The following is a 20,187-nucleotide window of genomic DNA, read 5'->3' as shown; positions in this document are numbered from 1 at the left end:
AGGAGGAAGCACTATGGAAAATGTGATTGTTTCTTGGAGCGGTGGAAAGGATAGTGCGTTTGTATTATATAAGCTTATGAGAAATCAAGAGTACAATATAAAGGGATTGTTGTCTACAACATCAGAAGACACAGAACGCCTACCGATGCACGAAGTAAGCACAACACTTATTCATGCACAAGCGAGCTCCATAGAGTTACCTTTGTTTGAGGTTGCATTACCTTCAAATGCCAGTAACGCTATATATGAAAGAACGTTACAGCAACAGTTTGATTTTTTTAAAAATAATGGGACGTACACCATCATATACGCAGATTTATTTTTAGAGGATATTAAAGTATTCCGTGAGCAATTATTGTCGCAAGCAGGTATGAATGGAGAGTATCCACTATGGGGGAGAAATACGTCAGAAGTAGCTAAAGAATTCATCTCACTAGGGTTTAAAGCAATCGTAACGACAATCGATACTGAAAAGCTTCCCTCTGAGATGGTAGGGAAGCCTTATAATCAGTCTTTTTTGGAAAACTTACCAGAAGGTGTCGATCCTTGTGGAGAAAATGGTGAATTTCATACGTTCGTTTTTAATGGGCCTGTGTTTCAACACCCTATTCCCTTTACATTAGGGGGAACCTTTGAGACCGTTAGTGGTCGATTTTTACATATAGAAATCAAACCAAGTTAATCTTTTTCTGCTAAATAGAACCCGATATAATCCAGCGCTGCTTCAAGGTTCTGGACGGTTTTTGTTTTTAATTGCAATAATTGAATGTTATTGACCTCATGCTTGGCAATTTCCGGGGAAATGCCAGTGATAATGGTCTCAATACCCATTAATTGTAAAGATTGTACAAGTTGGATAATGACTTGAGGGAAGTGTCCATCAAGAATAACTAGACCTGATAAATCTATAACAAAATATTCAATTTGATGAGACGAACCATACTGAAGTACATTATTTATTAGTTTAGAAGATCGGGACTCATCTATTATTCCTTGAATCGTAAGAATAGAGATACCTTTGGTGATAGGGATAATAGGAACAGTAAGGTAGTCCATGTTGTATTTAGTTTGATCTAACTCTATAAGATGGGATAAGACATCAGCCATGGATTTTAAGTAATTAATATCGTCATCACTAAATTCCTTTTCTTCTTTATCCAACACACATAATGTACCAAAAACGTTCCCCTCTGAATCAGATAATGTGACACCTAGGAACCCTTTTACATCTAATTGGGAGGTGACTTCTAATTGCTGAGTTACCTCATCCTTCATTAAGTTTTCAGTAGTCATTGCATTATTTTCATTAGCAATAATTAAACGACAGAACGTACCACCATATTCTACGGAATAACCTTCTGGAATAATTTCTTCATGTTCATTAAAAGAGCTAAGTATAGTCATTTCGTTATCGCCACGCTTAGTAATATAAGCGGTATTCACATTTAAGTGTTTACTAATAATACTGAATAGCTTTTGGGAAGCTGACTTTAAAGATCGGAATTCTGATGAAGCTAAATTGTATTGACTAGACATATAGGGGCGAACTCTCCTTTGAAATCTACAGTAACAAGATTATATTTTAATTGTAATATAGATTTCCTGTTTCTTGTAAGTAAAAGGGCTAATGTAAAAAAGGGATAAAGCAGCCTCAAGAGCTGCTTTTCTCTTTTAATACCCTGTGTCATCTGCTGATATCACTAATTTATTACAATAAATGGAACGTACTTACTCTAGTTTGTATATAATGGTAACAAAAGGAAATCATCACTATTCCTTAATCTCATTAAGAAGGGAGCGAAGGACGTCAGTTTGCGTTTCTATCCTTTCTATAGTGGATATAATCATATCCTCATAAATCGATAAAATTTTTTGTCCATAAAAATCTCCTGGTACAGCCCATTTTCCATTTAATCCAATCCAAGTAACAGCACTTCCTCGTGAAACTAGAGAAAATCTAGGGTCTATGAGCGATAATCCATCCGGAATAGAGTTAAGAGAGGCATAGGCATATAAGTGTTGGATATGTGCGTGTACTCCTTCTTCAGGTGTAGTAAAGGAAGCTCCTTGATTCAAAACATCTGTTGCCCCAATACCTGCGTAATTGTTTTGGTTAATCTGGACGATTCCAGTAAATCGAAAATAATTTGTCTCATGGATTGCTTGGGCATATGCTACGTCCCCTCGAACTCCATAAAGTTCTCCATATTTCACATAAAGTTCTCCTAATACAGGAGTCTCAGGGTTAACCACTTGAGCAAATGTGTCGAGTTGATTGGCATCTAATACAGTAGCTCCTTCAATGCTAAGACTATCGTCTGATGGTGTAGCAGGACTTGTAGTTAGTAAAAATGGATTTGCAATACCAATTTCCTTTAAAGCCTCTACTTGTTGTTTAGCATTCTTCTCACTAGAATAAGCTCCCGTTTGAACACGATAATATCGTTCATCTGAAATCGTAGTAGGCGTAATGAATGAGTCGATGTTGTTCTTCTTAAGAAATTGAATACGTTGTAAGGCGTTTTGTCTATCTTTAAATGATCCAGCAATAACCCTGTAGAGGGGGTTATTTGATTTCACTTGTAGATTTAAGGCAGATGCAGTACCTTTTGCAATTGCTTCTGATACTTCGTCAATAAAGCTATTGTTGTTGAGTAGTTGGAGGTCTTGTTCGTTATCCACAAAGAGTACCTCTATTAATATGGCACTCATCTTGGTTTCCCGAAGTACATGAAAATTTGCTCGTTTTTTTCCTCGGTCAGGCACATTATATTTGTCTTTAATCGTAGTAATAACTTGGTTGTGGATTGTGTTTTGTATAGACTTTGTTTGATTGGATACCTGGCCGTTATAAATAAACGTTTCGAAGCCTCGACCACCACTAGCGTTATTGTGAATGGAAAGAAAGTAGTCTGCATTTATGGAATTTGCTATATCGGTACGTTCTGTTAAGCTAATGGTTTGGTCAGATGTGCGCGTCATTGTTACATTTACTTGATAATGATGTAATAGATAGGATCTTACTTTACGTGCGATAGTTAAGTTATAGTTCTTTTCTAAAAAACCTTTATAGGATGCACCTGGATCACTGCCTCCGTGTCCTGGATCTATGATGATTGTCTTTATAGTGATTCCTCCTTTATTAAATTTCATATTATAGTATTCAAAAACATGCTGGAGTGCTTGGGTTTACATATATCAATGTGCTAGTGTAAATAGTTCTAGAAAAAAATTACAAATATATTTAAAAAAGAGTAGCTTTATTCTAGGGATGTGCTATAATAAGATTAATTATTGTTGTTCGTGTACGAAAGCAAGAAGAAATGGAATTTCGTCTTGAATGAATATGTTGAGCAGGAATAGTAATACAATGTGGAGATTATTCCACGCAGGAGGTAACTACATGTTACAAGGTAATGTTAAGTGGTTTAACGCAGAAAAAGGTTTCGGTTTCATCGAAGTAGAAGGACAAGACGATGTATTCGTTCACTTCTCAGCTATTCAAGGCGAAGGTTTCAAAACACTAGAAGAAGGTCAGCAAGTTTCTTTCGAAATCGTTGAAGGCAACCGTGGACCACAAGCAGCTAACGTTTCTAAGTAAGCTGTATATAGAGAAAGGACTTCCTGCATAGGGAAGTCCTTTTTTATTATCTAGCGTACTATAAAATTCAACGCTTGTGTATAACTAAAAAAGTGAAGTGGCCACGTCCAGCTCCAGCGCCCAGCGACTAGCAAACTTCCGTCACCTCCTTACGATAAGTCAACATCGAATCGCTACCGCTCTTCGTGTTTCCTTTATCTCATACGGAGCCGTCCAGTTTGTACGTCGCTTAACGGGCGCTTACGCTTTAGTTAGTATCTAAATAACAAGGGAGCATGAATCAATCTTTTGTATTCACGCTTCTTCTTTCGATCATCACTACTTTGGATGAATAGGATCGAGAAGGCCTCCCACATAAAAATCCACCCTCCAACTGTTAAGCTTTCCAGCAAGAAGTGTTCAAATAATCCAGATTCTGTTGCATTTTGAAAGTAAAAGGAAAGTAACGTAAATAGCGTGGATATCAAAATAAACCATAGTGACTTTTTTCTTCTCTTATGTACCTGTTTACTCGTAACGAAGTAATGATATTCAAAAAAATTACGAATGCTATCGGTTATTTTCTCTTCTAATTCTTTGTCTTGCGTTTCTTTTGAGACATTAAAACGAAGGGCAATTTTTTCACTCGTATCAATATCCCTCGAACAATCTTCAATAAACGAACGCAAGCTACTATCTAAGTCACGAACGTTATATACAGATGAATCCCACGTGTTAAAAATATCATCATAATCCTCTATCGCAATTTCAATAATATAATCTCCGTCTTCATCAATTGTATAAAACTGCTCTAGGTAGTTTTTATTCAATTTCTACACCACCTTCATTATATGAACTAGTTTGTCCTAATTGTAACGGAATCTATCATTTTTAGCTTTTTTTCAAAAGTAAAGAAAGTATAAGTTTCTGGCGCATACATAATCTAGCTCCAGCTCCTACTCCCTCGGGGGCTTAAGTCAAGCCTCGCTGTGGCAAAACACACCACTTCGAGGCATTACTTAAGCCTGATGGAGGTGACCAAGGTGCCCTAAGCTTTTCTTACGAATTGACCTCACTCTATTAGCTGGTAAAATAAGTGAGTGCAAGGAGGTGAGAGTATTACTATTTTTCGATCCAGTCAACTTGATTATCACGGATTACATAAAAGATTATTTCGTATGAAAAGGATTCTGTTTGTGATGATTGTGACAATCGTTTGGTTTGCTAGCCGGAATTACATCGAAGAGAGAACCTATCTGTTACAAGATATATCAAAAGCGGAAGATACCATGTCTCAATTTTCATTTGAATTAGAAGCAGCTATGCATGGTTCTAGGAATTTCCAAAAAAACACGAGCTTTGAGCACAATGAACACTTGAATTTATTGCAGCGAAACTTTAACTGGTGGGAGTCCTTTCAATCTAAGCAGCACCCTTATCAATTTCGACTGGATACATCTTTTGGAGACTTTTTAGAAGTTTTATATATAAAGAAAAGTCGTGATGTTATTGGCTCAGTCGATCAAGAAGCATATAAGAATATGAGAGGGTATATTGAACAGTATCAGAAAGTTTTGCAGGAGGAACGAACACACCTTAATGGTATCTGGGGTTGGGAACTATCTTCCATTTTGCATACTATGAAGGTACCAACCATTATGGACCTTCATCAACAAATCGATCAATTAAGCATGAGCTATAGCCAGTATCAACAACTCCCATCTGAGATGAACGTTATTTCTGAACAACAGGCGAAAGAAAGGTTGAGAACATTATTTTCTAGTCCTGATGCAGATGTTCATTTGTCTGAATCTTCTTCTGAATCTTACCAGTTAGATGCGAAAGGCTTTTTGCAATTTGATGTAGATATTGAAGGGAACGATTATTCTGGTGAAATGAATGCCTATACGGGAGAGGTACCTCATTTTCGTGCCCATAGTGAGTCGACATCAGGAGACGTTATATCTAAGGAGAAGGCTGAACAAATAGTGGATAAATTTCTTCATGAAAATGGGGATGGTCGTTTCGGGTATGAAGTTACTTATTTAGGGATGAATCATAAATACACAAGTAATGTGGATATTAAACGTTACTCTTATAAGGTTACTCCTACATATAATGATTACCCATTACACATTGCTTATCAGTATGATATTGATGCTCGTACGGGAGAAATGGTTAGTAAGCGATTGATGAATAGCCGCAACCATTCCATTCACAAAAATATGAGCATTCAACCTGTGTCTGACCCAATTTCTAAACAGGAAGCTACAGAAATATTTACAGAGCAACACCCCGACATGCCTATTGAATATGAAGGGATGCTCTATATTCCATCGCTACTTTCGAATCAATATGAACTGGTACATGAGTTTTCAAAGGACCATGAAAAAACGTATATACGTGCACAAACTGGTAAAGTGGATGTGTCATATTAAGAGAGGAGCTCCCTTCTCTCTATTTATGGTTAGACGAGTTAAAAACTCTGTGTTCTTCTAACAAATGACGAATCCAGGTTAAATTCAAAGCCAATAGGGGAAAAAGGAAGTAATACGCTAAAACAGAGTACCACAACTTCCATTCATTAAAGAGCATCATGCCGAATTGTATGGAGTAATACTCATAGATCATCGAAAAGAAGATACATATAGTGATATAGCTAAATTGAATACTCCCACTTTTACCAAAAGGATAATAATTCAAAAATAAAACATTTACACCGACAAAAATAGGGATGACAAACATGGTTGCCCAATCAATCGTATGTTCCGTTAAATAATAATACCAATTCAATTTGATGTGTAAGTACACATCAACAACCAACTGCAGATATAAAGCTGAAAAGGTAGAGGCATATATCTCTATCTTAGTTAGCCGTTTTGGAACCATAATTGTGACGAAGATGAACATGATTGATGTAATAATTAAATATAGCATTGCATCAACTCCAATACCCAGAACTTGTTGATGAGCGTAGTAGATATTCTTATTATCTTGCACGAATGTAGAGGAAGTATAAGTATTTTGAATTTCTTATACGTATAGATAAGGAGAAGGATAAAAATGCTTTCACTTCAACCGAGTAAGGTGATGAAGCTTTAAAGGAAAATATATCTATACACTTTTTTCTGAATCTTTGTTAAACTTGTGCGAATAGAGAATCTTTTACCAAATCACTGAAGAGATGAATAGGATAATGATACCTATAATGTTGAGGAGGAGCCCCATGAGCATAAAACCTTATGTGTTGACCGAGACTGAATATGTAAACCAAGAAGAGTTAACGTATCCTTTTGAGGAGCGAGGCCTGCAATTCGGCGATGGCGTGTATGAAGTAATCCGAGTATATCATGGAGAATATTATTTAATTGAGGAGCATGTGGAGCGATTGTATCGATCTGCAGCGGCTATAAAGTTAGAAGTCCCATACACGAAAGAGGATATGTATAAACGATTAGATCAGTTGCTACAATTGAATGCTTTCACCGGGGACGGGAAAGTTTATTTGCAAATCACAAGAGGTTCCGCACCACGTGACCATGCTTTTCCAAAAGGTGTTGGGGCGAATTTATATGCCTATGTAAGTGATGTCCCAAGAAAACTGGACCTTATGGAAGAAGGAATTTCTACTATTACAGAACCTGATGTACGCTGGGATTTATGCTATATTAAGAGTTTAAATCTGTTACCAAATGTAATGGCTAAACAAACAGCCACTGAGCATAATTGTTTTGAAGCTATTTTGCATAAGGATGGAAAAGTAACAGAATGTAGTTCCTCCAACGTGTACTTAGTGAAGGATGGGGCGATTTATACTCATCCCGCTACTAAAAATATACTACACGGATGTGTGCGAATACGTATCGAAGCATTTGCCAATGAAGCTGGTGTACCATTCCATGAAGAAGCTTTCCATTTAGAAGATATTACGGAAGCGGATGAGCTGTTTCTAACCAGCAGTACAGCAGAAGTCATGCCTATTGTAAACGTAGATGGAAAAACCGTTGCAAATGGTACTCCAGGTAAGATAACCCGTCTAATGCAACAGGCATATGAGAAAGATGCAGGAATCCCAGAGGATGCTTCCATCTTCGCTGATCGTTCAAAAAACAAAAGTGTATCGTAAATAGTAAGACTTAAAATTATTAATTTTTTGAAAAAGCATTGTTCTTTAACAATGCTTTTTTTCTTATTATAAAGGGGTTATAGGTATTTTGGTTCAAAGGATGAACTTATTAAAATTTTTCATTTTATGAGATTAGATTATGTGCTAAACTCCTTTAGCGAGAAAATATCGAATGTTAATTTTTCGATAATTCTAATGATTAAGAGTGAGGGGTTTAGCATGAACAATCAAGCTTTAATACAAGACCCAATGGCGATTTTTGCTTATCTGATTGCCATTATTGGTGTTGTGTTTATGATTTCTACAATTGAGAACAATGGAGTTAAAAAATTCTTCCGTTACTTACCTCCATTGATATGGATGTACTTTTTACCTATGATTTCTACTACAGTTGGAATCATTCCACAAAGTTCTGATTTATACAGTTTCTTAAGTACATATATGCTTCCAGCAGGTTTATTGCTATTAATGATTAGTACGAACGTACCTGCTACGTTTAAGCTAGGCGGAAAAGCCATACTCGTGTTTCTTGCTGGTACAGTCGGAGTGGTCATTGGTGGTCCAATTGCGTTTGCTTTGTTTCAGGGTATTTTACCTGATGAAGCATGGAGAGGTGTAGGTGCCCTTGCTGGTAGTTGGATTGGTGGAACAGCCAATATGGGTGCAATGATTGACTCCTTTGACACACCAAAAGATATATTAAGCCCCATTATTTTAACGGACACAATCGTTGCGATTAGTTGGATGGGGATTATGATTTCTCTAGCGAACTTTCAGGAACGCTTTAACAAGTGGAATGGTGCAGACAACTCCACTATTAAAAAGGTGAATGAAGAGATTGCAACGGATATTGCAAGGAATGCTAAGCCACTACAGCTTCCGCAGTTATTCGGTATTTTAGCGGTAGGCTTTGCAGGATCTTATTTAATCCGAGCATTTGCAAAACTAGAGTTCATTCCAAAGACAGAAGTTATGAGCACATCCACGTGGACATTCATCATTATTACAGCAGTCGGCATCGCGCTATCCTTTACCAAAGTTCGTAATTTAGAATATTACGGAGCTAGTAAAGTAGGCTATTTAGGTATATTTTTATTCCTAACGGGTATTGGGGCTCAGGCTAATCTAATGGATATCGTCCAAGCACCACAATTTATATTAATGGGTGTTGTATGGTTGATCATCCACATTATTTGTATCTTCACAGCTGCTAGATTACTAAAAGCACCATTATTCTTCGTAGCTGTTGGATCACAAGGTAATATTGGCGGCACGAGTTCTGCCCCTATCGTAGCGTCTGTTTTTCAACCAGCCCTTGCGCCAGTAGGATTGTTAATGGGTATTGTTGGTAACGTAGTGGGTACCTATGCAGCATTGTTATGTGGACAGCTTGCGAAGATGATAGCAGGTGGTTAATGTGTAAGAGGTTATGATAGAAAGGAGAATTCTCTAATACTAGGGAATTCTCTTTTTTATAAGCTGTCTTTAATTATTACTCTGTTATAATAAAACGAGTTGAGAGGAGGTTTCAAAGTGAACAAGTCATTTTCGCTTCTGGAAGTTGTTCTTATTTTTACGGTTACGGTTTCGTTTTTAATGATGGCCATTTCCTTTGATGGACCTCTTTATTTAGCGATGATTCCTGGTATTGTACTGTTATGTGGGTTTGGAATAAAGCATGGTTATACGATGAATCAGTTTGTTCATTCTTCATGGAAAGGTGTGAAGCGGAACAAGGATGTTGCTTGGTTATTATTTTTTATTGGTGTTCTTCTTCCAACATGGTACTTTTCTGGCACCATCCATGACCTTAATGAGCTATTTTTATCATTCATATCGCCTTCCTACTTCTTTACGTTTGCATTTCTTATCGTAGCGATGATGTCGATGGTGGTAGGGTCATCGATTGCTAGTTTAAGTATTGTCGGCGTACCACTGATGGCAGCAGCGGACCAAATTGGATTGCCTGTACCTGTCGTAGCTGGTGCGTTAGTGTCAGGTGGTTTCGTTGGAGATCGTTCCTCACCAATATCAAGCTCATTTCAGTTGCTGCGAATGTCTGTGGAGATAGATACGAAATCACATTTTCGGTCGATAGCACCAACATTAGCATGGGGAGTTATTTTATCAATACTTATTTTCCTTGCGATGGACTTTGTTATTGCGAAAGAGCAACTTACATTGAATGAGGTAACACCATTTTCGCAGTTAAATTATGGGAGTATAGGTGTTTCGTTGCTTCCTCCATTTACATTGTTATTGATGATCCTGTTCGGTCAGGAAATGAAATTCTCTTTTTCATTGGGGATAGGAACTGCTATCGTCATTTTGTTCGTAAGAGGAGTGGCTCCTATGGAGTGGTTGGAAGGTCTTTATTTTGGAGTGGATGCCCTGAGTGGCGTAAGAGACATGCTACCATTTGTTCTGTTTATTCTTGTTGTAGGAGCCTATTGCCAAATTATGGAGGACACGAAGATTATTCAACCTTATATTGAAAAGATATTTACAGATAACCGTTCTCTACAAAAAAATACAGCTCAATCCATTGCCGTAGCGGCAGGTGCCTCCTTGATTTCACCTAATCAGTCGTTTCCGATTATATTAACAGGAAGAACCCTTATGCCCTATTGGGAAAAGAACTTCTCCAAAGCTCATTTGTCACGTATTTTAGCGGATTCTACTGTTGTGTTTGCGGGTCTAGTCCCTTGGAGCCTATTGGCCATTTTGTGTAGCACAATAGTCGGAGTTCCTGTGCTTTCCTACGCTCCTTTTGCAGTATTCCTGCTCCTTATGCCAGTTATTACGTTTATCTATTCAGGCATTGTTAGTAAAAAGAATGCTTCTGGTCTAAAGCATGTTTTACAACAATAAAATGTTTACTAATAAATCAAATTAGATTAGAAATAGTGAAATACAAAAATACATAAAAAGCTTGGGGTTGGTTTCCCAAGCTTTTTTGTGTGTCTTATGTTATAGACGTTTCTTCATAACAAGATCTGTCACCTCATACCCCAATTTTTCATAGAGTGCTAAAGCTCTTTTATTGTGAGCAAACACATGTAGTCCAATTTGCTTAATCCCTGTTTGTCCTGCATATTCCTCAAGTGCATGCATGGTTGCTCTTCCATATCCTTTGTCACGCTGGTTTTCATGAAGTTTTATATCGTAGATAAAGGCACGTCTCTCATCCGTCTTATCTTCAATCTTGATCCAAAGTACTCCAATGGATTCCTTCTGCTCATTTTGAACGGAGAAGAGTACATGTTGGAGTGTATCTAATCCATTTGGTAGCAATTGTTTAAATTGTTCTTGTGCATTTGGGATTGCCTCTTCCTCTGTCCAATTCCCAGCCTGGACATGCTCAGCAGCATACTCCTCTATAGATTGTTCATAATAATTCTCAAAAATTTCCTGTGACATAGGTTGTAAAGTGATGTTCATCTTATCTCTCCTTTATGTAAATCAGTATTCCCCTATATTTATTCGACTCTATAAAGAGAGAGACCTCTTAATTATGAATTTTTTATAGGAAGGTACTTAAACCTAGTTATATAGCTTGTTTTGAAAAGCATTACCTGGTTATAGGTGGAATAGATTAAAAAATATAATAAAAAATGTGAAAAAATACTTAACATTTTATAAGTATGGTTCGATATTCATATGTGTGAGTCGAAAATAATAGTTCGAAAATAAGGGAGAGGAAAAGATGAGGGGTCAAGATAAGAATAAAGTAATGATTCTAGTAATAATCATAGCTAGTTTTTATATCCAATCTACTATATTTAACCCAACCGTATCACAAGCGCAAACGGAGACATTTGCTTCATGTATGGTGGAATGTCATGAGTTTTCCCTTGTAAATAATCAGTCTTCAACTACCGTCGATGGGACAACTGAAGGTGAGTATTTGTCGTTCACATCGATGATGTCAAAAGATATCTCAGGTCAAATATATAACTATTATACTGTGCAACAAGACCCAACCCCTTATGTGTACTACGAAACACCTACGTTGGTGACAGAATTATCCCAACCTTCCAGTAATGAGAATAATAAAACGAATCTTTCGTTACAAATTGAACCTGGAAACAAAGCCCAAACGGTAATTAATGGTGCCAACACGAAGTTAAAAGCACTTATTGAAAAAAATCTACAGTTACACGGTTTTACTGTAAATCAAAATGGTGTTTCCGTAACAGAAGCTTCTGCAGAGTCGAATGTAGAGTTACAGATGACAAAAGCACAAAGTGAAGCCTTCGTTCAGAGCGGTAATATGAATACTGTAACAGAGGGCTATTCATTTAAAACAAAAACATACAACACTTATGTTCAAGCGATACAAGATGCTTTGAATGAGTATCATACGCAAAAAAACGTTTGGCTGTGGGAACGTTCTCCAATAACGGAGAATCCAGATGAAACCATTGATTTCCTTATTGATCACCAGGTTGATCACATTTACCTGCACTATAAGCCAAACCTTGAGAAGTCTGTATATGCTTATTTTATTAAGCAAGCTACAGCCAATGGTATGAAGGTACATGCCTTAATGGGGAGTCCTAAGTGGGGATTAGAATCCTATACAAAGCATGCTGTTAAACGTGTGGATATGGTTGAAGCGTATAACTCTACTGTTGCCAAGGATGAGCAGTTTGTAGGGATTCATTTTGACGTAGAACCATACACGCTTGACCAATGGGATAAGGATCGCGCTACTGTCTTAACTGAATGGTGGTCATCTGCTCAGACGTATATTAATCATGCAAAAGATGCAGGATTTATTGTAGGTAGTGCCCTACCATTTTGGACAGACAACAAAAAAGTTACAGACGTAAAAGAGGACTTCTTTAAGGACATGGTGGATATCCAAGACTATGTATCCATTATGGCGTATCGAGATACAGCTTTAGGATCAAATAGCATCACGTCTCTTGCAAACTCTGAAGTGCTGTATGCTAACTCACCAAAAGTGGAAGTAGGCGTCGAGTTAAACCCATACGAGATTGACTATGTATCCTTTGCCAATCACTCTAAGTCAGAGATTCAAAAACAAGTTTCCCTTGTACGACGACACTTTATGGAAGACCAAGCAGAAGGATTTAAAGGTATCACGATGCAAAGTTACAGTGCTTGGAAGAAGAAAGAAGAGGAATAGAGAAAAAGCGTCTCCTTAGAGAGGCGTTTTTTTATTATTAAAAAGGGGTATCCCAGCTTGGATACCCCCTGTCTATTAGTATAGGTCTGGCTGGAACTCACTTCTTAAAAGTCCCATCATAATGGTATCGTAGTATTCTCCATTTACGAATTCATTGCTTCTTAGTCTGCCTTCTAATTGAAAGCCACATTTTTCATAAACTCTTAGTGCTTGATGGTTGCCACTCCATGTATCAAGCTGAATTCGTTCCATGTTCAAGTCGTAGAAAAGGTGCTTCGCGAGTGTCATGATGATATCCATGCCGTAGCCTTTGCCCCAGTAATCCTTCTCTCCGATAACAAGGCCGATAGTAGCAGAACGGGTGATGACGTTAATATCACGGAAGTCGCACTTACCAATGTGCTGAGAGGATTCTTTTTCATAAACAGAAAATACGTATCCATGAGTTAATAGATTGTGTTGTGTAAGATTTTGTTCATAATGTGCCTCGATTGCTTCTAATGGATTGTTGATTTGGTACGCAAATTCTGATCCTGAGCCTAATCTTGTGATGTCCTCATCGTTATTCCAACGGTAAACATTTTGAAGATCCGGTTTTGTGACAGGACGTAGCTCGACGTTTTTTCCGATTAACATAATAAGTTCCTACCTTTCTCTCTCTTTGATATGTTTCGGCTAGTAGATTGAACTGTTTCGATTATCATTGTCATCATAAGCACCATCCTCTCACATTTACTCTCCATTATACGAATAGTTTGATAAAAGTTAAATTAAAAAATAGGAAACTTTCAAGATAGAGAAGGAGCGGATACAGGAGAAGGAGTGACGGATAAGCGGCTCAAAGGAGCGGATAAAGAAGGAGGAGTGACGGATAAGCGGATCAAAGAAGCGGATACAGAAGGAGGAGTGACGGATAAACGGTTCAAAGGAGCGGATACAGAAGGAGAAGTGGCGGATAAGCAGTTCAAAGGAGCGGATAAAGAAAGAGGAGTGACGGATAAGCGGTTCAAAGGAGCGGATAAAGAAAGAGGAGTGACGGATAAGCAGTTCAAAGGAGCGGATAAAGAAAGAGGAGTGACGGATAAGCGGTTCAAAGGAGCGGATAAAGAAAGAGGAGTGACGGATAAGCAGTTCAAAGGAGCGGATAAAGAAAGAGGAGTGACGGATAAGCGGTTCAAAGGAGCGGATAAAGAAAGAGGAGTGACGGATAAGCAGTTCAAAGGAGCGGATAAAGAAAGAGGAGTGACGGATAAGCGGTTCAAAGGAGCGGATAAAGAAAGAGGAGTGACGGATAAGCGGCTCAAAGGAGCGGATAAAGAAGGAGGAGTGACGGATAAACAATTCAAAAGGAGTGTACACAGAATGAAAAGCGAAGAATAACCAAACAAACATGTTCTAACAAAAAAAGTAAGAGAATTTTCTTCCATACCTACATACATCCACACAAAATTCAAGTAGCTCAGAATACATTTTGTACTTGAATTTTCTCTTAGGATTCTGTAATGTTGAATACAACATATAGATTTCAATTATAAAATTAAAACTATATATGCTAAAACTAGCGAGTTGAAGGTGCTCAATCAGAGCATAATAGGGAATCTGGTGAAAAGCCAGAACTGTCCCCGCAACTGTAAGTGTGACGAAATGAGACATTCCACTGTATCGATGGATATGGGAAGGGCTCAGAGTAGGTGGAAGCACAAGTCAGGAGACCTGCCTTCTCTCGTACGTAGTTTCAACATTCTTCGGGGACCAAGAAGGTGAAACGATAGACATACATATGAGTACTGGATTAGTCTAATCCTTTTCATAAATGATGCTGTCGTGATAACCGCTTTCCCTTCGAGGGATGGCGGTTTTTTATTTGTATAGGAGGTATGGGAGATGAATGTAATGACATCAGTTAAAACAAAAGAGAACCAATCATTTGAGGCGTGGTTTGCTGAATTAAAAGAGGATTTATACGGATTAACGGGAGTTTTTCCACACCTTGAGATAGAGGACTATATTGAAACGGTCATGACATCCTTGTATCAAAAGGGGGAAAGTTCTAAAGATCATGTGTACAATGAGCTGATTTTAAAAGGTCTAGAGCGCATGGATGAGCAAGAGCCTGATTGGACGTATGTTTGTGCGCGTATCTATGCAAAGCAATTATATGAAGATGTTGCCACAAGGCGAGAACCTTCACCAACCGGTGACTACCCGTCTTTCCAAAAACTTATTTATCTGCTTGAAGAAAAAGGGGTGTATAGCTCTTTTATTCTGGATTCTTATACAGATGAGGAACTACATACGTTGGGACAGAAACTAGTACCAGAGCGGGATGAGTTTTTTAACTACATCGGCCTAAGAACATTAGCTGATCGTTATTTAGCAAAAGGTCACGATGGTGAACTGTATGAACTTCCGCAGGAGCGGTTCATGATTATTGCTATGACACTAATGGCCAAGGAACCTAGCTCCAAACGCATGCAATTAATAGAGGAAGCCTACTGGGCGATTAGTAATCTGTACATGACAGTCGCGACACCTACTCTATCAAACGCTGGGAAAAGCTATGGGCAGTTATCTAGCTGTTTTATAGACACGGTAGATGATAGCTTGCAAGGTATTTTTGATAGTAACACTGACATTGCAAATCTATCGAAAAGTGGTGGTGGTATTGGGGTTTATCTCGGGAAGATTCGTTCAAAAGGCAGTGATATTAAAGGGTACAAAGGTGTCAGTTCCGGTGTTATTCCATGGATGAAGCAACTTAATAATACTGCTGTCAGTGTCGATCAGCTTGGTCAACGCCAGGGTGCGATTGCTGTTTACTTAGATGTGTGGCATCAGGATATCTTCGCCTTCCTAGATGCAAAACTAAATAATGGGGATGAGCGCCAACGTACGCATGACCTTTTCACAGGTGTTAGTCTGCCAGATTTATTTATGGAAGCAGTAGAGAACCGTGAAGATTGGTATCTATTTGATCCTCACGAAGTTCGTACCGTAATGGGTTTCAGTTTAGAGGATCATTATGATGAAAAAGAGGGATCAGGTAGTTTCCGAGAAAAGTACCAAGCTTGTGTAGATAATCCAAATCTATCGAAGCGTGCTGTTCCGGCGATAGATATCATGAAGAGGGTTATGATTAGTCAACTCGAAACAGGAACGCCATTTATGTTTTACAGAGATGAAGTCAATCGTAAGAATCCAAATTCACATAAAGGCATGGTGTATTGTACCAATTTATGTACAGAGATTACGCAGAATCAAAGTCCAACAACGGTAGAGGAAGAGTACACTCAAGACGGCAAAATCATTACTGTAAAAAATCCTGGAGACTTTGTTGTTTGTAATCTATCGAGTATTAATCTAGGAAAGGCTGTACCGGATGATGTTCTAGAACGTCTTATCCCTATTCAAGTTCGTATGCTTGATAATGTAATTGACTTAAATCAAATCCCAGTTGTCCAAGCAGAAATTACGAATAACCATTATCGAGGCATTGGACTCGGTACATTTGGGTGGCATCATTTATTAGCTGTACAAGGAATTCGTTGGGAATCGGAAGAGGCTGTTAGCTTTGCAGATGAACTATATGAGAACATCTCGTATCTTACGATTGAAGCTAGTAAAGAGTTAGCTAAAGAAAAAGGCGCTTATCCGTATATGGAAGGCTCTAAGTGGCACACAGGCGAGTACTTTTTAGATAGAGGCTATACGCAATCCTCTTGGCATTCCTTACAGCAAGAGGTGCAGCAGCATGGTGTGCGAAATGGCTACATGATGGCCGTAGCACCGAACTCCTCGACGTCTATTATTGCAGGGAGTACGGCTAGTATCGACCCTGTTTTCAAGAAGTTTTACTCTGAAGAAAAGAAAAATTACAAAATCCCTGTTACAGCGCCAGATTTAAATGAACAAACCTATTGGTATTACAAGTCTGCTTACGACATTGATCAAACATGGAGTATTCATCAAAATGCAGCACGCCAACGACATATAGACCAATCTGTTTCCTTTAATATCTATGTGAAAAATTCCGTGCAGGCGAAAGAGTTATTACAACTTCATCTTGAAGCGTGGCGTAACAAATTGAAAACCACCTATTACATGCGATCAACTTCAACAGAGGATATAGAAGATTGTGAGAGTTGCTCATCTTAATGAAGGAGGAATAATCATGAATGAATCATTGTTATCAAAACGAGATTTATATGATACAAAAGCACCTAATCAATCAACAGGCATTATTAATGGACGTAGCTCTAATGTTTTAAATTGGGATGATGCACGCTTTTCGTGGGCTTATCCAATGTATAAAAATATGTTAGCGAACTTTTGGATCCCAAATGAAATCAACATGAATAATGATACGAAGCAGTGGCCACAATTAAGTGAAAAGGAACAAGATACGTTCAAAAAGGTTATTGGATTACTAGCATTTCTTGATTCTATTCAAACCGATTATAGTGGGAAGATTGCCGACTACTTGACCGACTCTAGCTTAACAGCGCTTATGCAAGTACTTTCCTTCCAGGAGGTTGTTCATAATCAATCATACTCCTACGTATTATCATCACTTGTTTCCAAACAAGAACAAGACGAGATTTTTGAATATTGGAAGCATGATGAGGTGTTGCTGGAGCGAAATGAGTTTATTGCCAATGGATATAAGGAGTTTGTTGAAAAGCCAACGCCAGAATCATTTCTTCGGTCGGTCGTTTATGATGTAGTGCTAGAAGGGTTGTTCTTTTATGCTGGTTTTGCATTTTTCTACAATCTGGCCCGCAATCAGAAAATGGTATCAACGAGTACGATGATTAACTATATCAACCGAGATGAACAGCTTCATGTGAATTTATTTGTTCATATTTTCAAGGAAACGTTAGAGGAACATCCTGAGATTGATCGAGCAGAAATGCTTCAGTTTGTTACCGACACATTCCGTAAAGCAGCTGAGCTTGAGATTAAATGGGCATCTTACATTATTGGGGATGACTTTGATGGCCTCTCGATGTCAGAGCTAGATGCTTATATTAAATTTATGGCCAACAAGCGATGCATAGAACTTGGGGCAGAAAAGCCATTTCAGGATTACAAAAAGAATCCACTTAAATGGATCCGAGCATACGAAGATGTGAACAGTGGGAAGTCCGACTTCTTCGAGCAGAAGTCTCGCCAGTATACGAAAGTGAATTACCAGGATAATGGATTTGATGATTTATAAGAAAGCAAGAACCCCGCAGTCATTGCGGGGTTTTTTATATGGATTCAAATGGTACAATAAGAAAAAAGAATCGGGAGGTGTGGAAGATGAAGGAAGAAATATTGGATAGCCTCCATACATTGGAAAGAGTACATCAAATTCGTATTTTATATGCTTGTGAAGCGGGGAGTCGAGCGTATGGTCTAGCTTCAGAATCAAGCGACTATGATGTTCGTTTTATCTATATCGCACATCCGGAATGGTATTTATCGATTGATCAAAAGCGAGATGTGATTGAAGAACCATTACATGACCAAATTGACTTAAGTGGATGGGAGCTGACGAAAGCGTTACAGCTTTTTCGAAAATCAAATCCTTCTATGCTTGAGTGGCTTCAATCCTCTATTGTATATCAACAAGATGATGACTTTATATCTCAGCTATTTGATCTTTTACCAAACGTTTTTTCCGTAAAACCGGTGATGTATCATTATTTACATATGGCTAAACGCAATTACAAAGATGTTATCAACAAACAAACGGTTACAGTGAAGCACTACCTTAATGTGTTACGACCTTTACTGGCGTGTATCTGGATGAAGCAATATGAGAGTATCCCACCGATGCAGTTTGCAAGAATGGTAGAGGATCTGAACCTACCTGCTAACCTTCGCTTGAATATTGAACGAATCAGAGAGTTGAAAATAGATGCATGTGAAAAAGAACAAGTTGGACCACAGCCACGTTTGCAACGGTATATGGAAGAACAACTCGCGTTCATTCAAGAGTATGTAGAAGGGGTAACCCCAAATGATACAACCATTACAACGGAGTTAGACGAGTTGTTTCGAAAGGTGTTATTCCAGACATGGAGTAGTTACTTTTATTTTCATAGTGATTCTTTATAAAAAAACTCCTTTACCTTAACGTTACGGAAACCCTTATGATAATGGCAGAAGATAAAGGAGGAAATGACTTGAAAATAAAAGAAGCAGCTAACCAGCTACATACAACCCCGAGAACGATTCGATTTTACGAAGAAAAGGGACTCATTGAGCCAGAAAAAGGGGAAAATGACTATCGATATTATAATGAAGCGGATCTATGGCGGTTGCAAGCAATTCTTGCTCTTCGTGAAATTGGAATGTCTACAAATCAAATCAAAGAAGCTCTCGAAGATGAAAAAGAGATCGAAACATATTTAAATGTTCAGCGTTCTGCCCTTTATGAAGAATGGCTTCAAATGAAAGATATGATTACAACAGTCGATGACATGCTTGAAAAACAAAAAGAACACAAATTAGCCGCTGAAGATCTTTTCAAACTTTCGAAACAATTAAAAGGGTTAAAACAAACACGGAATGATTGGGAAGATAAATGGAATTTCAATAACCAGGCTCAAGCTTATGACCAAAATATTAAAACAACAGGTTACCGTTTTAACGTACACGAGCATTATCATGAAGCGTTAGCTAAAGTGAGGGAATGTATATCACCAATGTCTGGTCAACTAGGAGTAGATATTGGAACAGGAACTGGAAACCTGGCATCTTTATTCTTGGAAAAGGACGTAGAGATGATTGGAGTAGATCAGTCCGAAGAGATGCTAAAAGTTTGCAAGGAAAAGCATCCTGAGATGGACGTTCGCCATGGTCATTTCTTGGCTCTTCCATTAATGGATGGGCAAGCAGATTTTATTACCACGAGTTATGCTCTTCATCACATTCCTGATACACAAAAGCTATTGGCACTAAAAGAGATGGACAGAGTTTTAGGAAATGAGGGATGTATTGCTATAGCTGATCTTATGTTCAAAGATGAGCACGATCGAAAGTTGAAATTAGCTAAGTACAAGGAAGAGGAGAATCACGAAGCGCTTGAGGCAATCCATGATGAATATTATGCGGATCGCTCCTTGCTAGTGAACTGGTTGAAAGAAAATGGCTATCATGTAGAATGTTTGGCCTTTAATCCAATTCTTCATGTTGTGTTTGCAGAAAAAGTATAAGAAATTTCACGGACATATGTAGAGAAAGATAAGTAAAGGAACAGGCCGAATAGTCTCTGTTCCTTTATTTTTTTGGCTGTGTTAAAGTTTGTTGTTGATATAATAATGAAATAGTTTTATG

At 38.1% G+C, this 20,187-nt stretch carries 18 protein-coding genes and 1 riboswitch; of the genes, 12 read left to right on the top strand and 6 right to left on the bottom strand.

Annotated elements, in window-relative coordinates; all coding sequences use genetic code 11:
* The first annotated feature begins 13 nt into the window (after positions 1-13).
* Positions 14-682, top strand: coding sequence for a Dph6-related ATP pyrophosphatase (locus N782_RS08305; RefSeq protein WP_052111247.1), 669 nt, complete (start codon positions 14-16; stop codon positions 680-682).
* Here N782_RS08305 and N782_RS08300 read toward each other — a convergent pair.
* Positions 679-1,536, bottom strand: coding sequence for an STAS domain-containing protein (locus N782_RS08300; RefSeq protein WP_036818397.1), 858 nt, complete (start codon positions 1,534-1,536; stop codon positions 679-681). The genes N782_RS08305 and N782_RS08300 overlap by 4 nt on opposite strands.
* Positions 1,537-1,770: 234 nt before the next feature.
* Complete coding sequence (locus N782_RS08295) at positions 1,771-3,153, bottom strand: N-acetylmuramoyl-L-alanine amidase (RefSeq protein ID WP_052111246.1); 1,383 nt, start codon at positions 3,151-3,153, stop codon at positions 1,771-1,773.
* Positions 3,154-3,403: 250 nt separating this feature from the next.
* Between N782_RS08295 and cspD the strand changes: the two genes are divergently transcribed.
* A complete protein-coding gene (gene cspD / locus N782_RS08290; protein ID WP_036818395.1) occupies positions 3,404-3,601 on the top strand; it encodes a cold-shock protein CspD in 198 nt (65 codons plus the stop codon).
* Positions 3,602-3,852: 251 nt separating this feature from the next.
* Here cspD and N782_RS08285 read toward each other — a convergent pair whose 3' ends face one another.
* A complete protein-coding gene (locus N782_RS08285; RefSeq protein WP_036818393.1) occupies positions 3,853-4,410 on the bottom strand; it encodes a hypothetical protein in 558 nt (185 codons plus the stop codon).
* Between the two features lie 348 nt (positions 4,411-4,758).
* On the opposite strand from N782_RS08285, the gene N782_RS08280 reads away from it, so the two are divergent.
* A complete protein-coding gene (locus N782_RS08280) occupies positions 4,759-6,018 on the top strand; it encodes a PepSY domain-containing protein (RefSeq protein WP_152600741.1) in 1,260 nt (419 codons plus the stop codon).
* Positions 6,019-6,037: 19 nt separating this feature from the next.
* Here N782_RS08280 and N782_RS08275 read toward each other — a convergent pair whose 3' ends face one another.
* On the bottom strand, positions 6,038-6,580 hold the full coding sequence (locus N782_RS08275) for a hypothetical protein (protein WP_161783087.1): 543 nt from the start codon (positions 6,578-6,580) through the stop codon (positions 6,038-6,040).
* A gap of 226 nt (positions 6,581-6,806) precedes the next feature.
* Between N782_RS08275 and dat the strand changes: the two genes are divergently transcribed.
* From dat to N782_RS08260, 3 genes are all read left to right on the top strand, one after another.
* Positions 6,807-7,706, top strand: coding sequence for a D-amino-acid transaminase (dat, locus tag N782_RS08270; RefSeq protein ID WP_036818386.1), 900 nt, complete (start codon positions 6,807-6,809; stop codon positions 7,704-7,706).
* Between the two features lie 219 nt (positions 7,707-7,925).
* Positions 7,926-9,122, top strand: a complete 1,197-nt coding sequence (locus N782_RS08265; protein WP_036818384.1) for a DUF819 family protein — start codon at positions 7,926-7,928, stop codon at positions 9,120-9,122.
* A gap of 117 nt (positions 9,123-9,239) precedes the next feature.
* The gene (locus tag N782_RS08260) at positions 9,240-10,577 is read left to right on the top strand and encodes a Na+/H+ antiporter NhaC family protein (protein WP_052111245.1); all 1,338 of its coding nucleotides are present in this window, start codon (positions 9,240-9,242) and stop codon (positions 10,575-10,577) included.
* Positions 10,578-10,676: 99 nt separating this feature from the next.
* Here the strand turns inward: N782_RS08260 and N782_RS08255 are convergent, their stop codons facing one another.
* Positions 10,677-11,147, bottom strand: coding sequence for a GNAT family N-acetyltransferase (locus N782_RS08255; protein ID WP_036818382.1), 471 nt, complete (start codon positions 11,145-11,147; stop codon positions 10,677-10,679).
* Between the two features lie 265 nt (positions 11,148-11,412).
* Between N782_RS08255 and N782_RS08250 the strand changes: the two genes are divergently transcribed.
* Complete coding sequence (locus N782_RS08250) at positions 11,413-12,861, top strand: hypothetical protein (protein ID WP_036818381.1); 1,449 nt, start codon at positions 11,413-11,415, stop codon at positions 12,859-12,861.
* A 75-nt stretch (positions 12,862-12,936) separates the two neighbouring features.
* Here N782_RS08250 and N782_RS08245 read toward each other — a convergent pair whose 3' ends face one another.
* On the bottom strand, positions 12,937-13,497 hold the full coding sequence (locus tag N782_RS08245) for a GNAT family N-acetyltransferase (RefSeq protein WP_036818379.1): 561 nt from the start codon (positions 13,495-13,497) through the stop codon (positions 12,937-12,939).
* Between the two features lie 186 nt (positions 13,498-13,683).
* Here N782_RS08245 and N782_RS08240 point away from each other — a divergent pair, with 186 nt between their 5' ends.
* The 5 genes from N782_RS08240 (at position 13,684) to N782_RS08220 (ending at position 20,066) form a co-directional block, all read left to right on the top strand.
* The gene (locus tag N782_RS08240; protein ID WP_036818378.1) at positions 13,684-14,241 is read left to right on the top strand and encodes a hypothetical protein; all 558 of its coding nucleotides are present in this window, start codon (positions 13,684-13,686) and stop codon (positions 14,239-14,241) included.
* A 173-nt stretch (positions 14,242-14,414) separates the two neighbouring features.
* A riboswitch (cobalamin riboswitch) is annotated at positions 14,415-14,595 on the top strand.
* A 150-nt stretch (positions 14,596-14,745) separates the two neighbouring features.
* On the top strand, positions 14,746-17,016 hold the full coding sequence (locus N782_RS08235) for a ribonucleoside-diphosphate reductase subunit alpha (RefSeq protein WP_036818375.1): 2,271 nt from the start codon (positions 14,746-14,748) through the stop codon (positions 17,014-17,016).
* A 16-nt stretch (positions 17,017-17,032) separates the two neighbouring features.
* A complete protein-coding gene (locus N782_RS08230; RefSeq protein ID WP_036818373.1) occupies positions 17,033-18,079 on the top strand; it encodes a ribonucleotide-diphosphate reductase subunit beta in 1,047 nt (348 codons plus the stop codon).
* Between the two features lie 86 nt (positions 18,080-18,165).
* Positions 18,166-18,966, top strand: coding sequence for a nucleotidyltransferase domain-containing protein (locus N782_RS08225; protein ID WP_036818371.1), 801 nt, complete (start codon positions 18,166-18,168; stop codon positions 18,964-18,966).
* Positions 18,967-19,034: 68 nt separating this feature from the next.
* On the top strand, positions 19,035-20,066 hold the full coding sequence (locus N782_RS08220) for a MerR family transcriptional regulator (protein ID WP_036818370.1): 1,032 nt from the start codon (positions 19,035-19,037) through the stop codon (positions 20,064-20,066).
* Positions 20,067-20,187: the final 121 nt, after the last annotated feature.

It is taken from the genome of Pontibacillus yanchengensis Y32, from assembly GCF_000770635.1.
Taxonomy (GTDB): domain Bacteria; phylum Bacillota; class Bacilli; order Bacillales; family BH030062; genus Pontibacillus; species Pontibacillus yanchengensis.
This window is presented reverse-complemented; position numbering and strand designations above follow the sequence as displayed.